The sequence below is a fragment of the [Enterobacter] lignolyticus SCF1 genome (assembly GCF_000164865.1).
Lineage (GTDB): Bacteria > Pseudomonadota > Gammaproteobacteria > Enterobacterales > Enterobacteriaceae > Enterobacter_B > Enterobacter_B lignolyticus.
The window spans coordinates 3,604,026-3,622,931 of record NC_014618.1 but is presented as its reverse complement, the minus strand read 5'-3'; the positions used below and the strand labels follow the sequence as shown (position 1 = coordinate 3,622,931).

The following is an 18,906-nucleotide window of genomic DNA, read 5'->3' as shown; positions in this document are numbered from 1 at the left end:
CTTTGACGCAAAAGGACGTTAACGGCTTCACGTTTCTGCAGGGCTGTCCGGATAAGTATAATCCGACAGCCCTTTTTAGATCTGCGGCAGGGGAAAAGGCGGTCAGGCGAGCCAGCTGCGGATTTTGCTTTCAATACCCGCGGCATCAAGACCGATGTCGGCGCGGGCCTCCTCCTGGGTTCCCTGCGGGATGAAGAAGTCCGGCAGGCCGAGGTTGAGCACCGGCACGGCGCGGCGGTGCGCCATCAGCACGTCGTTTACGCCGCTGCCCGCGCCGCCGATGACGGCGTTCTCCTCCAGCGTGACCAGCGCGTCGTGCTGCTCCGCCATTTGCAGGATCAGGGCTTCATCAAGCGGCTTCACAAAGCGCATGTCCACGAGGGTCGCGTTGCATTTCTCCGCCGCCACGGCGGCTTCCGACAGCAGCGTGCCGAAGTTGAGGATAGCGATTTTCTCGCCGCGGCGTTTTATCACGCCCTTACCCAGCGGCAGTTTTTCCAGCGGCGTGAGCTCAGCGCCGGTACCGCTGCCGCGCGGGTAGCGCACGACGCTTGGCCCGTCGCCGTGGTGGTAGCCGGTAAACAGCATCTGGCGGCATTCGTTTTCATCGCTGGGGGTCATGATGACCATCTCCGGGATGCAGCGCAGGAAGGAGAGATCGAACGCGCCCTGATGGGTCTGCCCGTCGGCGCCGACGATCCCGGCGCGGTCGACGGCAAACAGCACCGGCAGCTTCTGGATAGCCACATCGTGGATAACCTGGTCATAGGCGCGCTGCAGGAAGGTGGAGTAAATCGCCACCACCGGCTTAAAGCCGCCAATCGCCAGCCCGGCGGCAAAGGTCACCGCATGCTGTTCGGCGATCGCCACGTCAAAGTACTGATCCGGGTAGCGTTTAGAAAACTCGACCATGCCGGAGCCTTCGCGCATGGCGGGCGTAATGGCCATCAGCTTGCTGTCTTTGGCCGCGGTTTCACACAGCCAGTCGCCAAAAATCTTGGAGTAGCTCGGCAGGCCGCCGCTGCTTTTCGGCAGCTTGCCGCTGGTGTGATCGAACTTCGGCACGGCGTGGAAGGTGATCGGATCTTTCTCCGCCGGCTCGTAGCCGCGCCCTTTCTTGGTCATGATATGCAGGAACTGCGGGCCTTTCAGGTCGCGCATGTTCTTGAGCGTGGTGATGAGCCCGAGCACGTCGTGGCCGTCGACCGGGCCGATATAGTTAAAGCCGAGCTCTTCGAACAGCGTGCCGGGCACCACCATGCCTTTGATATGCTCTTCGGTGCGCTTAAGCAGCTCTTTAATCGGCGGTACGCCGGAGAACACCTTTTTGCCGCCTTCGCGCAGGGACGAGTAGAGCTTACCCGAGAGCAGCTGCGCCAGATGGTTGTTCAGCGCGCCGACGTTTTCGGAGATAGACATCTCGTTATCGTTGAGGATAACCAGCATATCGGGCTTAATGTCGCCCGCGTGGTTCATCGCCTCAAACGACATCCCCGCGGTGATGGCGCCGTCGCCAATCACGCAGACGGTCCGGCGCTGTTTGCCCTCTTTGGCTGCGGCAATCGCGATGCCGATACCGGCGGAAATCGAGGTCGAGGAGTGGCCGACGCTCAGTACGTCGTACTCGCTTTCACCGCGCCACGGGAACGGATGCAGACCGCCTTTCTGGCGGATGGTGCCGATACGGTCGCGGCGGCCGGTGAGAATTTTGTGCGGATAAGCCTGATGGCCGACGTCCCAGATGAGCCTGTCGAACGGGGTGTTGTAGACATAGTGCAGCGCAACGGTCAGCTCCACCGTGCCAAGCCCGGAGGCGAAGTGTCCGCTCGAGCGGCTGACGCTGTCGAGCAGGTAGCGACGCAGCTCGTCGCACAGTTTCGGCAGACTCTCTTTCGGCAGCAGACGCAATTCCTGAGTGGAATCTACCAGCGCCAGCGTCGGGTATTTGGCAATATCAAAACTCATCAGAGACTCATCGTGGTGTTATAGATTATTTATCACGCTGGATTATATAGTTCGCAAGCGCTTCCAGTGCCGTGGTATCCAGTGAATGCGCGGCCAGTTCGCTCAGCGACCGGCGGGCGTCTTCTATCAGATCACGGGCTTTCATCCGGGCTTGCTCAAGGCCCAGTAAGGCAGGGTAGGTACTTTTGCCAAGCTGCTGATCGGCGCCCTGACGTTTCCCAAGGGTCGCAGTATCCCCCACCACATCCAGAATGTCATCCTGTACCTGGAAGGCAAGACCGATGCTCTCGGCGTACTTATCCAGCACCGGCAGCGCCGCGCGGCCTTTTTCGCCCGCGCTCAGCGCGCCTAAGCGGACGGCGGCGCGGATCAGCGCCCCGGTTTTGTGGCGATGGATCCGCTCCAGCGCGGCGAGGTCGACCTGCTGGCCTTCCGCCTGCAGATCCAGCGCCTGGCCGCCGCACATCCCGGCGACGCCGCTGGCCTGCGCCAGTTCGGAAATCATCGCGATGCGATCGCGGTCCGCCACTTCCGGCATTGGCGCATCGCTGAGGATTGAAAACGCCAGCGTCTGCAGCGCGTCTCCGGCCAGGATGGCGTTCGCTTCGCCGAACTTGACGTGGCAGGTCGGCTGGCCACGGCGCAGATCGTCGTCGTCCATCGCCGGAAGGTCGTCGTGCATGAGCGAATAGGCATGGATACATTCTACCGCCGCGGCGGGGGCATCCAGCGTCGTTAAGCTGACGCCAAACATCGTGCCGGTCGCGTAGACGAGGAACGGACGCAGGCGTTTGCCGCCCAATAGTGCGCCGTAGTGCATCGCCTCAACCAGCGGAGTGTTCTGAAAGGGCTGCGGCTCGATAAACTGGCGCAGCGCGTCGTTAGCCCGCGTGACGCACGTCTGCAACTGTTGCGTGAAGTCCATTTACTCAGCGTCCGGGGTGAAAGGGGTCAGGGGAGCGTCCTGGCTATCGGCCAGCAGAATTTGCACGCGCTGTTCCGCCTGCTGCAGCTTCACCTGTCCCTGACGCGCCAGCTGTACGCCGCGTTCAAATTCATTCAGCGCCTCTTCCAGCGGCAGGTCGCCGTTTTCAAGACGGGAGACTATCTGCTCAAGCTCAGTTAACGCGCTTTCGAAACTGGCTGACGCTTCATTTTTCTTTGGCATAGTGAATGTCTGACTCTTGTTATCTCGCAACCCCGCTATGGTAGCGGAGTCTTGGCACGAAGCAAATAACGCACAATGGTAAGGTGTAAAGTGCGCAGGTTAACCATGATGATGATATACTTGCGCGCCTGGATGCAGCCGCAGGTGTGGGCTGCTGTATTTTTTGCCCCACAAACCCCGACGGGTTTGCCAACGAACCATTGCCGCCATGAAGTTTATCATTAAATTGTTCCCGGAAATTACCATCAAAAGCCAATCTGTGCGTTTGCGCTTTATAAAAATGCTTACCGGGAATATTCGTAACGTCCTCAAGCACTATGACGAGACGCTTGCCGTCGTTCGTCACTGGGATCACATTGAAGTTCGCGCCAAAGACGAAAACCAGCGTCTGGCGATCCGCGACGCGCTGACCCGTATTCCGGGGATCCACCATATTCTGGAGGTGGAGGATGTTCCTTTCACCTCCCTGCACGACATTTTTGAGCAGACCCTGCCGCTGTGGCGCGAACAGCTTGAAGGCAAGACCTTCTGCGTGCGCGTGAAGCGTCGCGGCAAGCATGAGTTCAGCTCCATTGAGGTCGAGCGCTATGTCGGCGGCGGTCTGAATCAGCATATTGAATCCGCGCGCGTGAAGCTCACCAACCCGGACGTCACCGTGAACCTGGAGATCGAAAACGATCGCCTGCTGCTGGTGAAAGGGCGCTATGAGGGTATCGGCGGCTTCCCGATCGGCACCCAGGAAGACGTGCTGTCGCTGATTTCCGGCGGCTTCGACTCCGGCGTCTCCAGCTACATGCTGATGCGCCGCGGCTGCCGCGTGCACTACTGCTTCTTTAACCTCGGCGGCGCTGCCCATGAAATCGGCGTTCGTCAGGTGGCGCACTATCTGTGGAACCGTTTTGGCAGCTCCCATCGCGTGCGCTTTGTGGCGATCAACTTTGAGCCGGTGGTGGGTGAAATCCTCGAAAAAGTGGACGACGGCCAGATGGGCGTGGTGCTCAAGCGCATGATGGTCCGCGCTGCGTCAAAAGTGGCGGAGCGCTACGGCGTACAGGCGCTGGTCACCGGCGAAGCGCTGGGCCAGGTCTCCAGCCAGACGCTGACCAACCTGCGTCTTATCGACAACGTTTCCGATACGCTGGTGCTGCGCCCGCTGATTTCCTACGACAAAGAGCACATCATTAATCTGGCGCGCGAAATCGGCACAGAAGATTTTGCCCGCACGATGCCGGAATACTGCGGCGTTATCTCAAAAAGCCCGACCGTGAAGGCGGTGAAGGCAAAGATTGAGGCGGAAGAGGAGCATTTCGATTTTGCGATCCTCGATAAGGTTGTGGCAGAAGCGACCAACGTCGATATCCGCGAAATCGCCCAGCAGGCCGGGCAGGAGGTGGTGGAAGTGGAAACCGTCAGCGGCTTCGGCGCCAACGACGTTATCCTTGATATTCGCGCCATCGACGAGCAGGACGATAAGCCGCTGAACGTAGAAGGGGTGGAGGTTGTGTCGCTGCCGTTCTACAAGCTCAGCACCCAATTTGGCAACCTCGACCAAAGCAAAACCTGGCTGCTGTGGTGCGAGCGCGGCGTGATGAGCCGGCTGCAGGCGCTGTACCTGCGCGAGCAGGGTTTTGCCAACGTGAAGGTGTATCGCCCGTAGTTTTCTTGCCCGGTGGCGCTTTGCTTACCGGGCCTACGGTACCGCGCTTGTCCAGGCCGGGTAAGGCCAGCGGCCACCCGGCTTTTTACAACCTACTCGTAGTAGTTATAAATTCCTGCCGCCATCACCAGTGACGATGCGACTTCATGGGCTTTCTCGCGCCCGACCAGCAGATCGATAATCTTCAGCGCAAAATCAATCGACGTTCCCGGCCCCTGGCTGGTGAGCAGATTGACGCGCGGATCCCAAACGATGCGCTTATCCACCCACTGATCTTCAGGAATGGCGTCCTTCAGCCCCGGATAACCGGTCATATTGCCGACAGGGAATATCGCGTGCGGAACCAGCACCGTCCCGGCGGCCGCGCAGATAGCGGCGACGATACGCCCGGAAAGGTGAAACTGGCGTACGGTTTCGACCAGTAGCGGGCTGTCGCGAAAGCATTCCGCGCCTTTCAGACCGCCGGGCAGGACGATGACGTCATAATCTCCGTCGGCCACCTGCACCAGCGGCGCGTCCGCCAGCAGTTTGACGCCGCGCGAGCAGGTGATGACTAATTCGCCGTCGCTGGCGACGCTCGCCGTGGTGACGCTAATGCCGCCGCGAACCAGCAGATCGATAGTGGTTACGGCTTCGGTCTCTTCACTCCCAGGGGCGAGACAAACCAGCGCTGATGCGCTCATACTCATTCTCCTTACGTTTAATCAGTTCATACAGCCTGGCGTTTTCCGGCACGCTGATGCCATGAGCGCGCGCGCGATTAAGCAGATAGCCGGTGATGTAGTCAATCTCGGTGTGGCGCCGCGCCCGGACGTCCTGCAGCATGGACGAGATGTTGGCCGCCGTGCTGTCGACCACCTGCCAGACGTAAAACAGCAAATCGTCCGGGCTGGAATGATGTCCTTCACGCTGCATCACCGCCGCCACCTCGTTGCAGATGGCCTCAACCTCTTGCGGGTGCTCGCGCAGCGCGCCGTTCGGGCAGTCGTAAAGCGCGGTAAGCGGATTAACCACGCAGTTAACGGCGAGCTTCTTCCAGCTGGCGCTGCCCATTTCATCGTGCCAGGCGACATCCGGCAGGGCCGCGTGCAGCGTATCGGCGAGAAAGCTGTACTCCTGGGCGGCGGCGTTGGCCGGTCCGATATGGGTAATTCCGTTGGCGACGTGGATAATCAGGTTGCCGTCGCGACGGGCGGCGTGCGTGGTCATACCGATAAGCAGCGGCTGCTGCAGCGTGCGCAGCTCTTCCAGGGTTCCCATGCCGTTATGAATGAGCAGCACCGGGCTGGCGGCGGGCAGCTGAGCGGCCAGGTTTTTCACCGCGGTGGAAACCTGCCAGGCTTTCAGCGTGACCAGCAGGAGATCGCTTCGGGCGAGAAAATCGGGGTCGTTGGCCGTCAGCAGCTCATTGAACACCTGGCCGTTGGTCTCCTGCACGTTGACGCTGCACCAGGGCTGGGGCACGCGCAGCCAGCCCTGCACCTCATGCCCTTGCCGGTAGAGGGCGGTAAGCCATAATTGTCCGAGGGCGCCGCATCCAAGCACGGTAATCTTCATTCGTTCTCCTCACCTGCTGCAGGATCAGGCATTTTGCTCATTATGCCATTATTATAGCGCCGACGACTCCCCGGCAGACACAGGGATAACAGGTTGTGTTCTCTGGCTGTGCGGGTATTATGCATCGCAACAAAAAGAGAGGGAGAATAAAACATGCCATCTTTCGATATTGTCTCTGAAGTCGATCTTCAGGAAGCCAAAAACGCTGTGGATAACGCGGCGCGTGAAGTTGAATCCCGTTTTGACTTCCGTGGCGTAGAGGCGACCATTGAGCTGAACGAAAAAAACGAAACCATTAAAGTTCTGAGCGAGTCGGATTTCCAGGTCAACCAGCTGCTCGACATCCTGCGCGCCAAGCTGCTTAAGCGCGGCATTGAAGGTAACTCAATCGAGGTGCCGGAAGAGTTTGTCCACAGCGGCAAAACCTGGTTCGTCGAGGCTAAGCTGAAAACCGGCATTGAAAGCTCGGTACAGAAGAAGATTGTTAAGCTGATTAAAGACAGCAAGCTGAAGGTGCAGGCGCAGATCCAGGGCGAAGAGATTCGCGTCACCGGCAAGTCGCGCGACGACCTGCAGGCGGTGATGGCGCTGGTGCGCGGCGGCAATCTGGGGCAGCCGTTCCAGTTTAAAAACTTCCGCGATTAATCCTGAGTCTCCGCCCGTCGGCGGGCGGAGACCTTCATTTTTTACTCTTCCACCCGCAGGCCGTAGCTTTTAAATTTCTCCAGCACCACGGCGATCTCCGCATCCGGCAGCACCGGCACATTATCGGTGACCGCAAGAGTGGCGAGATACAGTTTTGCCAGCACCTCCACTTCCTGCGCCAGCCACAGCGCCTTTTCCAGACTAGATTCAAACGCAATCAGCCCGTGATGCTGCAGCAGCGTCGCTTTGCGATCCTGAATGGCGACCGCGACATGTTCGGAAAGCGCTTTGGTGCCAAACGTTGCATACGGGGCGCAGGGGATAGAGTTACCGCCCGCAGCGGCGATCATATAGTGAATGGCCGGAATCGGACGATTCAGGATCGAGACCGCCGTACAGTGTACCGCGTGGTTATGCACCACCGCCTGCGCATCCGGCCGGGTCTGGTACACCACCTGGTGAAAACGCCATTCGCTGGACGGCAGCTTGCCTTCTTCGTGGCCTCCCTGGGCATCGACATAGACTATCTGGTTTTCGGTCAGCCGCTCATAAGGAATACCGGTGGGCGTAATCAGCATGCCGTCGCCATAGCGGGTGCTGATATTTCCCGCGGTGCCCTGGTTGAGCCCAAGGCGCGTCATTTCGAGGCAGGTTTCAATAATGTCGCAAGACAGCGTCGAACGTTCCATTTTTCTTCTCCGGGTACTTCGGGGCAAAAGGAAGCCACTGGACGCAGGTTGGCGTCCAGACCGCAGGCGTGAGTAGTCTGTTGTTTGCCGATCAGGCGCGTCGCGTTCGCTTAATCAGCTTCATTTTTACTTTGATGGTCTCCTTCAGCGGATGGCCATCAAGCGCGTTCTGCATGATGTCGAACGCCTGCTCGGCCCAGGCGTTTTCATCCTGCTGCATCGACCAGACGTTATTGGCAAGAAAGCCGAGCATCGGGTGTTCGTCGAAGGTGCCGATGTTGATCTGCTGCGGCACTTCGCCCAGACGGTCGCGCAGCGCTTCAATCGCGCCTTCCAGCATCGGCAGCGACGATGCGATAAAGGCGTCCGGGGCGCCGTGGGCGTCCAGCAGCTGATTCATAATGAGCTTGCCGCCTTCCGGGGTGTTTTCATTCACGCTCAGCACCCAGTCGCGGTGTTCAATACCGTGCTTTTTCAGCGCGTTCAGGTAGCCTTCAAGACGGTCGCGAATACTGGGCAGCGCCGTATCGCCCACCAGAAACCAGACCGGCGAAGCGCCGGCGGCGAGCAGGTTTTCCGTCAGCCGCTGGCCGCCCTCGACGTTGTGGCTTTCCACCAGCGCGTTGTCGGTGTATTTAAAATCGCGGTCGAGCAGCACCAGCGGTTTTTTCACCTGCCGCAGGTGGTGCTGCTGGTTCTCAAGCGTTGACGGCACAATAAACAGGCCGTCGACGTTGCGGTCAATCAGCGCCCTGACCAGCTTGTTTTCGTAATCGACGTCGTTGTAGGTACAGCTGATGGTGAGCTGATAACCCGAGCGGCGGCAGCGCAGCTCCAGCTTTTCCGCAAGCGTAGCGAAGAAGACGTTGGAAATATTGGGAACGATAAGGCCCAGCGTATCGGTTTTGTTCAGCTTCAGGCTGCGCGCCGAATGGTTGAGGGTATAGCCATACAGCTCAACGTGCTGATTGATGCGCGCCTGGGTTTTGGCGCTGATGCGGTACTGCTCCGCTTTCCCGTTCAGGACCAGCCTGACGGTCGTGACCGACAGGTTCAGGTCGTTGGCAATTTGTTCAACAGTTTTGGCCATCACTGAGCGCTCCGCAGACTTCCATAGAAAAAAGACTTCCGCCATCATAAAAGGATTAGCCCGCATTGTCGTGAGGCATCCGGCGGTTATGCTTGCCAGCGCGAAGACGGGGCGTTGCCGCCCCGACGCGATTACTTTTTACCTAACGGGTGCAGCAGCTTTTCGATTTCCGGGGTATCCAGGTTTTTGGCATTGACGTATTTCACCGGGATATCGATTTGCTTCGGCACGGTTTGTCCTGACAGGACGGCATCCAGCGCTTTAATCCCCTGATAGCCTATCTGGAAGGCATCCTGCACCATAAAGCCCTGAATTACGCCGTTTTTCAGGAAGTTGATGATGGCTTCCGTACTGTCGAAGCCGATCACTTTAATTTTGCCCTTCAGGTTCTGGCTGTCGATGGCGTTGGCCACCCCGAGCGTCGATCCTTCGTTGGTGGCGTAGATCCCGGCCAGATCGGGGTTGGCCTGCACCATGTCGATGGTTTTATCCATCGCTTTTTGCGGGTCGCCGTCGCTGTACTGTACCGGCAGTACCTGAATGTCAGGGTACTTCTCTTTCATCCGCGCGGAGAAACCTTCGGAGCGCTCGATCGCCGATGAGGTACCGGCAACGTGGGCGATAATACCGACTTTACCTTTACCGCTGAGCTGTTCCGCCAGCGCATCCGCCGCGCCAGCGCCCGCTTTGCGGTTGTTGGTGGCGACAAAGCTTGCCGGAATGGCGGAGTTGACGCCGGAGTCAAAGGTGACCACCTTGATACCGCGGCTGTTGGCGGTCTCGACCAGCGGCGCCAGCGCGTTTTCATCCAGCGCGGCCAGCAGCAGGCCGTTCGGTTTCTGCGCCATGGTGTTTTCCACCAGCTGGATCTGCTCGGCGATTTGCGTTTCGTCCGCCGGGCCGACGTAGCTGGTTTTATCGCCCAGCTCTTTCGCTGCCGCTTCGGTACCCATTTTGACCGTTTGCCAGAATTCGTGCTGGAAGCCTTTACTCACCACCGGCAGGTTGAAGTCTTTGGCCAGCGCGCTGCTGGTCATCAGTGCAAGCAGCGACAATGCTGAGAGGAAGTGCCTGGTTTTCATTATTGTGCTCCGTCTTGAGTTTTGCACCCTAAACGTCAGGGCAGGGATATACCCGGTATTGCCGGGCGGCAAGATTCAACGCATTTTTTTCCGTAGCGTATCGAGATACACGGCGGCCACGACCACAATACCCATCGCCACCATCTGCCAGAACTGGGACACACCCATCAGGTTGAGGCCGTTTTTCAGCACGCTCATAATAAACGCGCCGATTATCGTGCCGCCGATGGTGCCGATACCGCCCATCAGGCTGGTGCCGCCGATCACCACCGCGGCGATAGCCTCCAGCTCATAGCCAACGCCGACGGTCGGCTGCCCGGAGTTCAGACGCGAGGCGAGGATCACCCCGGCGATGCCGGTCAGCAGGCCGCAGAAGGCGTAGACGAAAATTTTGACCCGCTGAACTTTGATCCCGGAGAGATGCGCGGCGGTTTCATTGCTGCCAACGGCATAAACGTAGCGGCCAATGACCGTTTTCTTCAGCAGGTATGCAGAGCCCAGCGCGACGATCGCCAGATAGAACACCGGATACGGCAGGACGTCAAACAGCCGTCCCTGGGCGAGCATTTTGAACATCGGGTAGTCGGAGAAATAGATGGCCCGCCCGTCGGTCATCACCATGTTGATACCGCGTACCGACATCATCAGGCCCAGGGTGGCGATAAACGGCGGAATGGCCGCTTTGGTCACCAGGAAGGCGTTCACATAGCCGCACAGTCCGCCGGCAATAACGCCTGCCAGTACGCACAGCGGCAGGGGCAGGCCGAAGCTTGCGCAGATACCCACCACGACGCCGGAAAACGCCACCACCGAGCCTAACGACAGGTCGATCCCGGCGGTAATGATCACGAAGGTGACGCCGATCGCCATGATGCCGATAACCGAGGTTTGCAGGGCGATCGTCATCAGGTTTTCGGTATTAAAAAAGAACGGCGAGCTGAAGCTGAAAAAAAGCACCAGCAAAATCAGGCTGAATAACGGCGCCAGGCGCATTAATAACGCTTTATTCACTTTCACTTTATTATTTTCGCTTTTAGCGGTAGGGACAGAGATGGTCATGTTTAATCCTCCAGCGTCGCGTACTGCATGATTTTTTCCTGGGTGGCGGTATCCGCATTCATTTCTCCAGTAATTCGCCCGCCGCGCATGACCAGAATACGGTCGCACATGCCAAGCACTTCCGGGAGTTCGGAAGAGATCATGATGATGGATTTACCTTTGGCGACCAGACGATTCATCAGCTCATAAATTTCCAGCTTGGCGCCAACGTCAATGCCGCGGGTGGGTTCGTCAAAAATGAGAATATCGGTGTCTTTACAGACCCAGCGGGCAATAATAATTTTCTGCTGATTACCGCCGCTTAAATTCAGGGCGGCCTGCTGCAGGTGGGGCGTTTTGATGCGTAAGGTTTTGACCAGTTCGCTGCTGGTCTGCTGACAGGCTTTTTCGTTGACGTTGCCCAGAGGCGTGCTGAACTCCGGATAATTGCCGAGCATAATATTCGCTTCAACGGAAAGCCCCAGCGCCAGCCCCTCTTTTTTTCTGTCTTCCGTGAGGTAGCTAATTCCCCGGCTGATGGCGTCAGAGACGTTTTTAATCACCACCGGCTGGCCGTTGAGCACCACGCTGCCGCCGTCGATGGGATCCGCGCCGAACAGCGCTCTGCCAAGCTCGGTTCGCCCGGCGCCCATCAGGCCGGCAAGCCCGAGGATCTCCCCGCGGTGCAGGGTGAAGCTGATGTCGTGCAGGACGTCTTTACGCTGCAGCCCCTTAACCTCCAGCACCGGCTGACGACGGGTTTGCGGCGCGCGTTTTGGGTAAATATTGCCAAGATCGCGTCCCACCATCATGGCGATAAGCTCGCTGATTTGCACCAACTCGTAATCCACGGTGGCGATATACTGCCCGTCGCGCATGACGGTGGCCCGGTCGGCGATAAGCGCCAGTTCTTCCAGGCGGTGAGAGATATAGACGATGCCGGTACCGCGCGCTTTCAGCAGGCGGGTGACGGCAAACAGGCTCTCAATTTCGCTTTCGGTCAGGGCGGCGGTCGGCTCATCCATGATAAGCACTTTGGCGTTCACCGAGATGGCCTTGGCTATCTCCACCATTTGCTGCTGGGCGACGGTTAAATCCGCCACGCGGGTCTGCGGCGAGACGGATAAATTGAGCTGCTTTAAAATATCAACTACCGCCTGACGCTGGGATTTATCATCCAGCCGCCAGCGGTTATTTTTACAAAACTCGCGGCCGATAAAGATATTTTCTTCCACGGTTAAATCAGGGAAAAGATTAAATTCCTGATGAATGATGGTAATTCCCGCCCGCTGCGCGCTCAGCGGATCGGCAAATGAAACGGGATTCCCCTCAAAAGTGATTTCCCCTTCATCAGGCTGGTAGACGCCGGAGAGAATTTTCATCAGAGTGGATTTCCCCGCGCCGTTTTCACCGAGCAGCGCATGGACTTCGCCTGGACGTAAATTAAAACTGACGTTACTCAGCGCTAATACGCCCGGAAAGCGCTTGGTGATATGGCTCATCTGCAAAAATGTCTCGGACATTATGGCGTTCTCCGCATGAGATCGGGCTGCTGCATATTGGCTAACTCGAATTAGCTTTCGCCGTTAAAAGCTATTTCAGGCTCAAAATTTAGCCAAATCATTTGTATTCAAATTGTGACTCTGTGCAAACATATTTAATTAATTATTTGAAATATAAAGTAATTATATAATTTTGCTGAAACGAGTTATCTGACGGCGATCGAATTTTGACCACTCTTCGTGAAAGCGCTCACAAATCCATGACAAATTTGTTGTGGTTAAAATCGTATGAAACCTAAGCTAATTCGAGTTAGCAAAATGAGTAATTTTAGCGCTCTGCCTTATTGCCTGCGGAAGTCTTGCGCTGCATACCCGCAGGGTGCATCCATGATGACGAGGAATCGCGATGAAAAATAAGAAGTTATTGCCACGAGTGGGGATTCGCCCGGTCATTGATGGCCGTCGTCTGGGCGTCCGTGAATCTCTGGAACAGCAAACGATGAATATGGCGAAGGCGACGGCGAACCTGCTGCGCGAAAAACTGCGCCATCCCTGCGGGAGCGAGATCGAATGCGTCATTGCGGACACCTGTATCGCCGGGCTTGCGGAATCCGCCGCCTGCGACGAGAAGTTCGCTGCGCTTAACGTCGGGCTGACCATTACGGTAACGCCCTGCTGGTGCTACGGCAGCGAAACTATCGACATGGATCCGCTGCGTCCGAAAGCCATCTGGGGGTTCAACGGCACCGAACGTCCGGGAGCGGTCTATCTGGCGGCGGCGATGGCGGCGCACAACCAGAAGGGGATCCCGGCATTTTCGATTTATGGCCATGATGTCCAGGATGCGGGTGATACCACCATTCCGGCGGATGTCGAAGAGAAGCTGCTGCGCTTTACCCGTGCGGGCCTCGCAGTGGCGAGCATGAAGGGGAAAAGCTATTTGTCCCTCGGCGGCGTGTCGATGGGGATCGCCGGGTCGATTGTCGACCACAGCTTCTTTGAATCCTGGCTGGGCATGAAGGTGCAGGCCGTCGACATGACCGAACTGCGCCGCCGTATCGACCATCAGATTTACGACGAAGAAGAGCTGGCGCTGGCGCTGGCCTGGGCGGAGGAAAAATTCCGCTTCGGCGAGGATAAAAACGCGGCGCAATACCGTCGCGACGAAGGGCAAAAGCGGGAAATTTTGCGGGAAAGCCTGCTGATGGCGATGTGCATCCGCGACATGATGCAGGGCAATCCGAAGCTTGCGGAGAAAGGGCGCGGCGAGGAAGCGCTGGGCTATAACGCCATCGCCTCCGGTTTCCAGGGCCAGCGCCACTGGACCGATCACTATCCTAACGGCGACACCGCCGAAGCGCTGCTCAACAGCTCCTTCGACTGGAACGGCATCCGCCAGCCGCTGGTGGTGGCGACGGAAAACGACAGCCTGAACGGCGTGGCGATGCTGTTTGGCCACCTGATGACCGGTACGGCGCAGATCTTTGCCGATGTGCGAACCTTCTGGTCGCCGGAAGCCGTTGAGCGCGTCACCGGTAAAAAGCTCACCGGGCTTGCGGAGCAGGGGATTATTCACCTGATCAACTCCGGCTCGGCGGCGCTGGACGGCACCGCGCAGCAGACCGACAGCGAAGGACGGCCGACGCTTAAACCGCACTGGGAAATCAGCCAGCAGGAGGTGGATGCCTGCCTTAACGCCACGCGTTGGTGTCCGGCGGTGCACGAATATTTCCGCGGCGGCGGCTTCTCCTCCAACTTCCTTACCCGCGGCGGGGTGCCGTTCACCCTGTCCCGCGTGAACATCATCAAAGGCGTTGGCCCGGTGCTGCAAATTGCCGAAGGCTGGAGCGTTGAGCTGCCGGAGGACGTGCACGCCACGCTGGACAAACGCACCGATTCCACCTGGCCGACCACCTGGTTTGCGCCACGGCTGACCGGGCGCGGCCCGTTCCGCGACGTCTGGTCGGTGATGGCGAACTGGGGGGCAAACCACGGCGTACTGACCGTCGGCCACGTCGGGGCGGATTTCCTGACGCTCGCATCGATGCTGCGTATTCCGGTATGCATGCACAACGTTGAAGAAGAGCAGGTATGGCGGCCGGGCGCGTGGGCGGCGCACGGTATGGATCTGGAAGGCCAGGACTATCGCGCCTGCCAGAACTACGGGCCACTCTACAAACGCTAATCCGCAGGCGCGCAGGCAGCCCGCCTGCGCGCCGTCTGGCAGGAGCCACTATGCATTCATGTTTCCTGGTTCTTGATTGCGGCGCAACTAACGTTCGCGCCATTGCGCTCAACCGGCAAGGGGAGATTATCGCGCGGGCGGGCGTGACCAACGCCAGCGAGCCGGCCGCGGAAGATGCCAGCTGGCATCAGTGGTCCGTCGAGGCCATTTTGCAGCGTTTCGCCCGGTGCTGCCGCGAGGTCTACGGGCAGCTTGACGGCTACACGATAGCGGGCCTTACGGTCACCACCTTTGGCGTGGACGGCGCGCTGGTGGATGACGGCGGCAACCTGCTCTACCCGGTGATCAGCTGGAAATGCCCGCGTACGCTGTCGGTGATGGCGAGCCTGGCGCAGCGCGTTGATCCCGCCCTGCTGCAGCAGATAACCGGGGTGGGGCACTTCAGCTTTAACACCCTGTATAAGCTGCTCTGGCTGCGTGAGCATCATCCCCGGCTGCTGGAAAACGCGCATGCCTGGCTGTTTATCTCCTCGCTGATTAACCAGCGCCTGACCGGCCAGTTAACCACCGATATCACGATGGCCGGCACCAGCCAGCTCTATTCGCTGCAGGAGGGGCGCTTCAGCCTGCAGATCCTCGGCGAAATCGGCGTTCGCGAAACGCTGTTTCCCCCGACGGTGAACCCCGGAGAACGGGTAGGCGAACTGCTGCCGCAGGCGGCGGCGCTGCTTGGCCTGCCTGCCGGGCTGCCGGTGATTTCCGCCGGGCATGACACCCAGTTCGCGCTTTTCGGCGCGGGCGCGGAAATCGGCCAGCCGGTGCTGTCGTCGGGCACCTGGGAGATCCTGATGGTGCGCAGCTCGCAGGTGGATACCGGAAGGCTCGCCCGGGTCGCGGGGTCAACCTGCGAACTGGACAGCCAGCCGGGGATAGTCAACCCCGGTATGCAGTATCTGGCCTCCGGCGTGCTGGAGTGGGTGCGCGGGCTGTTCTGGACGCCGCAAACCCCGTGGCAGGCCATTATTGATGAGGCGCGGCAGATCGCGCCCGGCGCCGACGGCGTGCGGATGAACTGCCAGCTGCTTGCCAGCCCGCAGGCGGGCTGGCAGGGGGTGACGCTCAATACCAGCCGCGGGCATTTTTATCGCGCCGCGCTGGAGGGGCTCACCGCGCAGCTGCAGGAGAACCTGGCGCGTCTGGAAGCCGCGACCGGTATCGAAACGCGCGAGCTGCTGCTGGTCGGCGGCGGTAGCCGCAATGCGCTGTGGAACCAGATGAAAGCCGACGCGCTGCGGGTGCCGGTAAAGGTGCTCGAAGACGCGGAGACCACGGTGCTGGGCGCAGCCTGCTACGGCTGGGCGGGCGTCGGGGCGTATCCCGATGCCGAATCGGCGCGGGCGGCGGTCAATTACCGCTATCGCTATTTTTATCCACAGGAGGGTTAAGATGCTGAAGAACATTTCTCCGATTATCTCACCGGCGCTGTTGAAAACTCTGGCTGAGATGGGGCACGGCGATGAAATCATTTTTGCGGACGCCCACTTTCCGGCGCACAGCCTCGGCCCACAGGTGATTCGCGCCGACGGCCTGTCGGTGAGCGCGCTGCTGGCTGCGGTTATCCCGCTGTTTGAGCTTGACGGCTATGCCGATCCGCTGGTGATGATGGCGCCGGTGGCGGGCGACAGCCTGGATACGGCGGTGGAGGCCCGCTACCGCCAGGCGCTGTTTGGCGAGAAGGGCGGCCAGGAGATTTCGCGCATCGATAGATTCGCGTTTTACGACCGGGCCCGCGGCGCCTTTGCGATTGTGGTCACCGGGGAGACGGCGAAGTACGGCAATATCTTGCTCAAGAAAGGCGTCACGCCGCTGGCGTAACCTTTTCCCGCCCGGCGCGAACGTCGGGCGGGGGAGGGCGGTCAGGCGGGCAACATCGCCTGCTCAACCTCAAAGCGGTTGGTTATCTTACTGTCGATTTTGACGTACGCCGACCGCTCCGCGGCGATGACCAGGACATCCTGCACGCCCTCTTTTGCCAGCAGGCGCGCTTTCAACGTATCGTCAGCGTCGACGTCATCGGGAATGGCGATGCGCAGGCTGCTGACGTACGGCGGCTCCTGCATGGTCATCGCCACCAGCATCCAGACGGTCGCCAGCAGCGCGCCCATCAGAAACACGGTTTGCGAATCGAAGAAGCCGTCCAGCCAGCCGCCGAGCGAGCCGCCAATTGCCACGCCAAGGAACTGGCTGGTGGAGTAAACCCCCATCGCGGTGCCCTTGTAACCGGCAGGTGACTCCTTGCTGATAAGCGACGGCAGCAGCGCCTCCATCAGGTTAAAGGCGAGGAAGAAAAGCTGGACGCCGGTCACCAGCTCCCAGAAATAGGCGCCGGAGCCCCAGAGGACAATTTCGGCGATCAGCAGCACGGCGATGCACAGCAGGAAGACGCGCTTCATGCGGCGTTTGACTTCCGCATAGATGATGAACGGCACCACGGCGACAAAAGAGACGACCATGGTGACCAGATAGATTTTCCAGTGTTCAGCCGCCGGGAAGCCTGCGGCCTCCAGCTGGCCCGGCAGCGCCACGAAGGTGGACATCAGCAGAATATGCAGACACATAATGCCGAAGTTGAGCTTCAGCAGCTTCGGCTCCAGCAGCACCTGGCGAAAGCAGCCTTTCACCATCCCGGATTCGCGGTTCAGCACGTGGTTTTCGCTGTTGGGCACCACCCACAGGGTCAGCAAAATGCCCAGCGAGGCGAGCAGCGCTATCATCCAGAACAGCGCATTCAGCCCGAACTGGTGGGTCACTATCGGACCGAGCACCATGGCTATCGCAAAGGTGACGCCGAAGCTGACGCCGATAAAGGCCATCGCCTTGGTGCGGTTTTGCTCGCGGGTCAGGTCGGACAGCAGCGCCATGACCGCCGCGGCGATCGCCCCTGAGCCCTGCAGGGCGCGGCCAAGAATAATGCCCCAGATAGAGTGGGAGAGGGCGGCGATAACGCTGCCGGCAACAAAGATAAGCAGCCCGCCGACAATCAGCGGCTTGCGGCCAATGCGGTCGGACAGCAGACCGAAGGGGATCTGAAAGACGGCCTGCGCAAGCCCATAGATACCGATAGCCAGGCCAATCAGCGCTTCGCTGGCGCCCTGCAGCGCCATCCCGTATGTGGTCAGAACGGGCAGGACCATAAACATGCCGAGCATGCGCAATGAAAACACGGTCCCTAAACCCCAGGTCGCGCGCAACTCGCCGGGCGTCATTTTAAAATCGTTCATTTCCACCTCGATATAAAAGCCGCGCATAGTGTAAAACGGGGAAAGGGCAGGGTAAACAAACTGTTGTTTAACAAATATTACGTCTGCGATTCATTTATTTGGCAAATAAAAAAGGGTGCCTTAGCACCCTTTTAAGCGTTTACGTCTTTTACCAGACATATGCCAGCAAATGATGTGAATCCGGCACCATAAAGTCCACCGACATCATCACGGACAGCGAAGTGATGGCGACAATGGAGAACACGAACAGTTTTCGCGCCCAGACCTTATCGTCTTCCACTTTATATCCGCGCAGCGCCATGCCGAGCCACCAGACGCTGACCGCCGCGGCGACCGCCAGATATTTGTATCCGGCATAGCCGCCCAGCGACAGCATAAGCGTGGCGACCGCAAACGCGATGATGTACAGCGTGATGTGATTCTTGGCCACCGAGATGCCTTTCACCACCGGCAGAACCGGAATGTTCGCCGCCTGATAATCCTTAAAGCGGAAAATCGCGATGGCGTAGGAGTGGGGCATCTGCCACAGGCTGAAGATCGCCAGCAGAATCAGCGCGCCGCTGTCGAAATCGCCGGTGACGGCGCAGTAGCCGATGACCGGCGGCGCGGCGCCGGACAGGGAGCCAATCAGCGTGCCGTAAACGGAATGGCGCTTCATGTACAGGCTATATACGCCTACGTACACCACGAAGCCCATCACGCCCAGCCAGCACGCCAGCGGGTTGGCGCCGAACCACAGCAGCATGAAGCCAGCAATACCCAGCAAGGTGGCATACACCAGCGAAACCTGCGGAGAAATCAGGCCTTTTACCAGCACCCGATTTTTGGTCCGCTCCATCTTCCTGTCGATATCCCTGTCGATATAGTTGTTGAATACACAACCGGAGGCGACAACCAGCGAGACACCGACCAGCGTATAGATGAACAGCGGGTAATCGATGCGGCCTTTTGAGGCCAGCAGGAAACCGCCGATCACGGAGATCAGGTTACCGAAGATGATGCCTGGTTTTGTTACTTGCAGGTATTGCTTAAACATACTCGCCGCTC

The 18,906-nt window shown here is 58.9% G+C and carries 17 protein-coding genes; 5 read left to right on the top strand and 12 right to left on the bottom strand.

Features of this window, described 5'->3' with window-relative positions; all coding sequences use genetic code 11:
• Nucleotides 1-102 precede the first annotated feature (102 nt).
• Genes dxs through xseB form a run of 3 tightly spaced genes read right to left on the bottom strand, consistent with a single transcriptional unit; the run spans nucleotide 103 to nucleotide 3,133 of the window.
• The gene (gene dxs, locus ENTCL_RS16915) at nucleotides 103-1,965 is read right to left on the bottom strand and encodes a 1-deoxy-D-xylulose-5-phosphate synthase (RefSeq protein ID WP_013367365.1); all 1,863 of its coding nucleotides are present in this window, start codon (nucleotides 1,963-1,965) and stop codon (nucleotides 103-105) included.
• 25 nt (nucleotides 1,966-1,990) lie between these two features.
• Nucleotides 1,991-2,890 (bottom strand): (2E,6E)-farnesyl diphosphate synthase, encoded by a 900-nt coding sequence (gene ispA, locus ENTCL_RS16910; RefSeq protein ID WP_013367364.1) that lies wholly within the window; start codon nucleotides 2,888-2,890, stop codon nucleotides 1,991-1,993.
• A complete protein-coding gene (gene xseB / locus ENTCL_RS16905) occupies nucleotides 2,891-3,133 on the bottom strand; it encodes an exodeoxyribonuclease VII small subunit (protein WP_013367363.1) in 243 nt (80 codons plus the stop codon).
• Nucleotides 3,134-3,341: 208 nt separating this feature from the next.
• Here xseB and thiI point away from each other — a divergent pair, with 208 nt between their 5' ends.
• Complete coding sequence (gene thiI, locus ENTCL_RS16900; RefSeq protein WP_013367362.1) at nucleotides 3,342-4,790, top strand: tRNA uracil 4-sulfurtransferase ThiI; 1,449 nt, start codon at nucleotides 3,342-3,344, stop codon at nucleotides 4,788-4,790.
• Nucleotides 4,791-4,882: 92 nt separating this feature from the next.
• On the opposite strand, the gene yajL is transcribed toward thiI, so the two are convergent.
• Nucleotides 4,883-5,473, bottom strand: a complete 591-nt coding sequence (gene yajL / locus ENTCL_RS16895; RefSeq protein WP_013367361.1) for a protein deglycase YajL — start codon at nucleotides 5,471-5,473, stop codon at nucleotides 4,883-4,885.
• Nucleotides 5,433-6,347 carry a 2-dehydropantoate 2-reductase gene (gene panE, locus ENTCL_RS16890; protein WP_013367360.1) on the bottom strand — a complete coding sequence of 305 codons (915 nt, stop codon included), beginning with the start codon at nucleotides 6,345-6,347 and terminating at the stop codon, nucleotides 5,433-5,435. The genes yajL and panE overlap by 41 nt, the downstream gene beginning before the upstream one ends.
• Nucleotides 6,348-6,500: 153 nt before the next feature.
• Here panE and ENTCL_RS16885 point away from each other — a divergent pair, with 153 nt between their 5' ends.
• Nucleotides 6,501-6,992, top strand: coding sequence for a YajQ family cyclic di-GMP-binding protein (locus ENTCL_RS16885; protein ID WP_013367359.1), 492 nt, complete (start codon nucleotides 6,501-6,503; stop codon nucleotides 6,990-6,992).
• A gap of 41 nt (nucleotides 6,993-7,033) precedes the next feature.
• On the opposite strand, the gene ENTCL_RS16880 is transcribed toward ENTCL_RS16885, so the two are convergent.
• The 5 genes from ENTCL_RS16880 to ENTCL_RS16860 all read right to left on the bottom strand — a co-directional run bounded on the left by ENTCL_RS16880 (nucleotide 7,034) and on the right by ENTCL_RS16860 (nucleotide 12,414).
• The gene (locus ENTCL_RS16880; protein WP_013367358.1) at nucleotides 7,034-7,681 is read right to left on the bottom strand and encodes an L-fuculose-phosphate aldolase; all 648 of its coding nucleotides are present in this window, start codon (nucleotides 7,679-7,681) and stop codon (nucleotides 7,034-7,036) included.
• Between the two features lie 91 nt (nucleotides 7,682-7,772).
• Nucleotides 7,773-8,771: a LacI family DNA-binding transcriptional regulator gene (locus tag ENTCL_RS16875; RefSeq protein ID WP_013367357.1), complete on the bottom strand. Its 999-nt coding sequence runs from the start codon at nucleotides 8,769-8,771 to the stop codon at nucleotides 7,773-7,775.
• A 131-nt stretch (nucleotides 8,772-8,902) separates the two neighbouring features.
• Nucleotides 8,903-9,853, bottom strand: coding sequence for an ABC transporter substrate-binding protein (locus tag ENTCL_RS16870; protein ID WP_013367356.1), 951 nt, complete (start codon nucleotides 9,851-9,853; stop codon nucleotides 8,903-8,905).
• 75 nt (nucleotides 9,854-9,928) lie between these two features.
• A complete protein-coding gene (locus ENTCL_RS16865) occupies nucleotides 9,929-10,912 on the bottom strand; it encodes an ABC transporter permease (protein WP_013367355.1) in 984 nt (327 codons plus the stop codon).
• Nucleotides 10,913-10,914: 2 nt separating this feature from the next.
• The gene (locus ENTCL_RS16860) at nucleotides 10,915-12,414 is read right to left on the bottom strand and encodes a sugar ABC transporter ATP-binding protein (RefSeq protein ID WP_013367354.1); all 1,500 of its coding nucleotides are present in this window, start codon (nucleotides 12,412-12,414) and stop codon (nucleotides 10,915-10,917) included.
• Between the two features lie 385 nt (nucleotides 12,415-12,799).
• On the opposite strand from ENTCL_RS16860, the gene ENTCL_RS16855 reads away from it, so the two are divergent.
• The 3 genes from ENTCL_RS16855 to fucU are packed head-to-tail and all read left to right on the top strand — an operon-like array spanning nucleotide 12,800 to nucleotide 16,453.
• Complete coding sequence (locus tag ENTCL_RS16855; protein ID WP_013367353.1) at nucleotides 12,800-14,578, top strand: L-fucose isomerase; 1,779 nt, start codon at nucleotides 12,800-12,802, stop codon at nucleotides 14,576-14,578.
• Nucleotides 14,579-14,628: 50 nt separating this feature from the next.
• Nucleotides 14,629-16,023, top strand: a complete 1,395-nt coding sequence (gene fucK / locus ENTCL_RS16850) for an L-fuculokinase (RefSeq protein ID WP_013367352.1) — start codon at nucleotides 14,629-14,631, stop codon at nucleotides 16,021-16,023.
• A gap of 1 nt (nucleotide 16,024) precedes the next feature.
• Entirely contained in the window at nucleotides 16,025-16,453 is a 429-nt protein-coding gene (gene fucU / locus ENTCL_RS16845) for an L-fucose mutarotase (RefSeq protein ID WP_013367351.1), read from the top strand.
• Nucleotides 16,454-16,494: 41 nt separating this feature from the next.
• Here fucU and ENTCL_RS16840 read toward each other — a convergent pair whose 3' ends face one another.
• Nucleotides 16,495-17,859, bottom strand: coding sequence for an MFS transporter (locus ENTCL_RS16840; RefSeq protein ID WP_013367350.1), 1,365 nt, complete (start codon nucleotides 17,857-17,859; stop codon nucleotides 16,495-16,497).
• 148 nt (nucleotides 17,860-18,007) lie between these two features.
• On the bottom strand, nucleotides 18,008-18,895 hold the full coding sequence (gene cyoE / locus ENTCL_RS16835; RefSeq protein ID WP_013367349.1) for a heme o synthase: 888 nt from the start codon (nucleotides 18,893-18,895) through the stop codon (nucleotides 18,008-18,010).
• Nucleotides 18,896-18,906: the final 11 nt, after the last annotated feature.

Excerpts from the sequence above, each read along its gene's own strand:
- thiI (WP_013367362.1), top strand. The coding sequence starts at position 3,342 with ATGAAGTTTATCATTAAATTGTTCCCGGAAATTACCATCAAAAGCCAA.
- panE (WP_013367360.1), bottom strand. The coding sequence starts at position 6,347 with ATGAAGATTACCGTGCTTGGATGCGGCGCCCTCGGACAATTATGGCTT.
- yajL (WP_013367361.1), bottom strand. The coding sequence starts at position 5,473 with ATGAGCGCATCAGCGCTGGTTTGTCTCGCCCCTGGGAGTGAAGAGACC.
- xseB (WP_013367363.1), bottom strand. The coding sequence starts at position 3,133 with ATGCCAAAGAAAAATGAAGCGTCAGCCAGTTTCGAAAGCGCGTTAACT.
- dxs (WP_013367365.1), bottom strand. The coding sequence starts at position 1,965 with ATGAGTTTTGATATTGCCAAATACCCGACGCTGGCGCTGGTAGATTCC.
- fucU (WP_013367351.1), top strand. The coding sequence starts at position 16,025 with ATGCTGAAGAACATTTCTCCGATTATCTCACCGGCGCTGTTGAAAACT.
- ENTCL_RS16880 (WP_013367358.1), bottom strand. The coding sequence starts at position 7,681 with ATGGAACGTTCGACGCTGTCTTGCGACATTATTGAAACCTGCCTCGAA.
- ENTCL_RS16870 (WP_013367356.1), bottom strand. The coding sequence starts at position 9,853 with ATGAAAACCAGGCACTTCCTCTCAGCATTGTCGCTGCTTGCACTGATG.
- ENTCL_RS16875 (WP_013367357.1), bottom strand. The coding sequence starts at position 8,771 with ATGGCCAAAACTGTTGAACAAATTGCCAACGACCTGAACCTGTCGGTC.
- ENTCL_RS16840 (WP_013367350.1), bottom strand. The coding sequence starts at position 17,859 with ATGAACGATTTTAAAATGACGCCCGGCGAGTTGCGCGCGACCTGGGGT.
- ENTCL_RS16855 (WP_013367353.1), top strand. The coding sequence starts at position 12,800 with ATGAAAAATAAGAAGTTATTGCCACGAGTGGGGATTCGCCCGGTCATT.
- ispA (WP_013367364.1), bottom strand. The coding sequence starts at position 2,890 with ATGGACTTCACGCAACAGTTGCAGACGTGCGTCACGCGGGCTAACGAC.
- fucK (WP_013367352.1), top strand. The coding sequence starts at position 14,629 with ATGCATTCATGTTTCCTGGTTCTTGATTGCGGCGCAACTAACGTTCGC.
- cyoE (WP_013367349.1), bottom strand. The coding sequence starts at position 18,895 with ATGTTTAAGCAATACCTGCAAGTAACAAAACCAGGCATCATCTTCGGT.
- ENTCL_RS16865 (WP_013367355.1), bottom strand. The coding sequence starts at position 10,912 with ATGACCATCTCTGTCCCTACCGCTAAAAGCGAAAATAATAAAGTGAAA.
- ENTCL_RS16885 (WP_013367359.1), top strand. The coding sequence starts at position 6,501 with ATGCCATCTTTCGATATTGTCTCTGAAGTCGATCTTCAGGAAGCCAAA.
- ENTCL_RS16860 (WP_013367354.1), bottom strand. The coding sequence starts at position 12,414 with ATGTCCGAGACATTTTTGCAGATGAGCCATATCACCAAGCGCTTTCCG.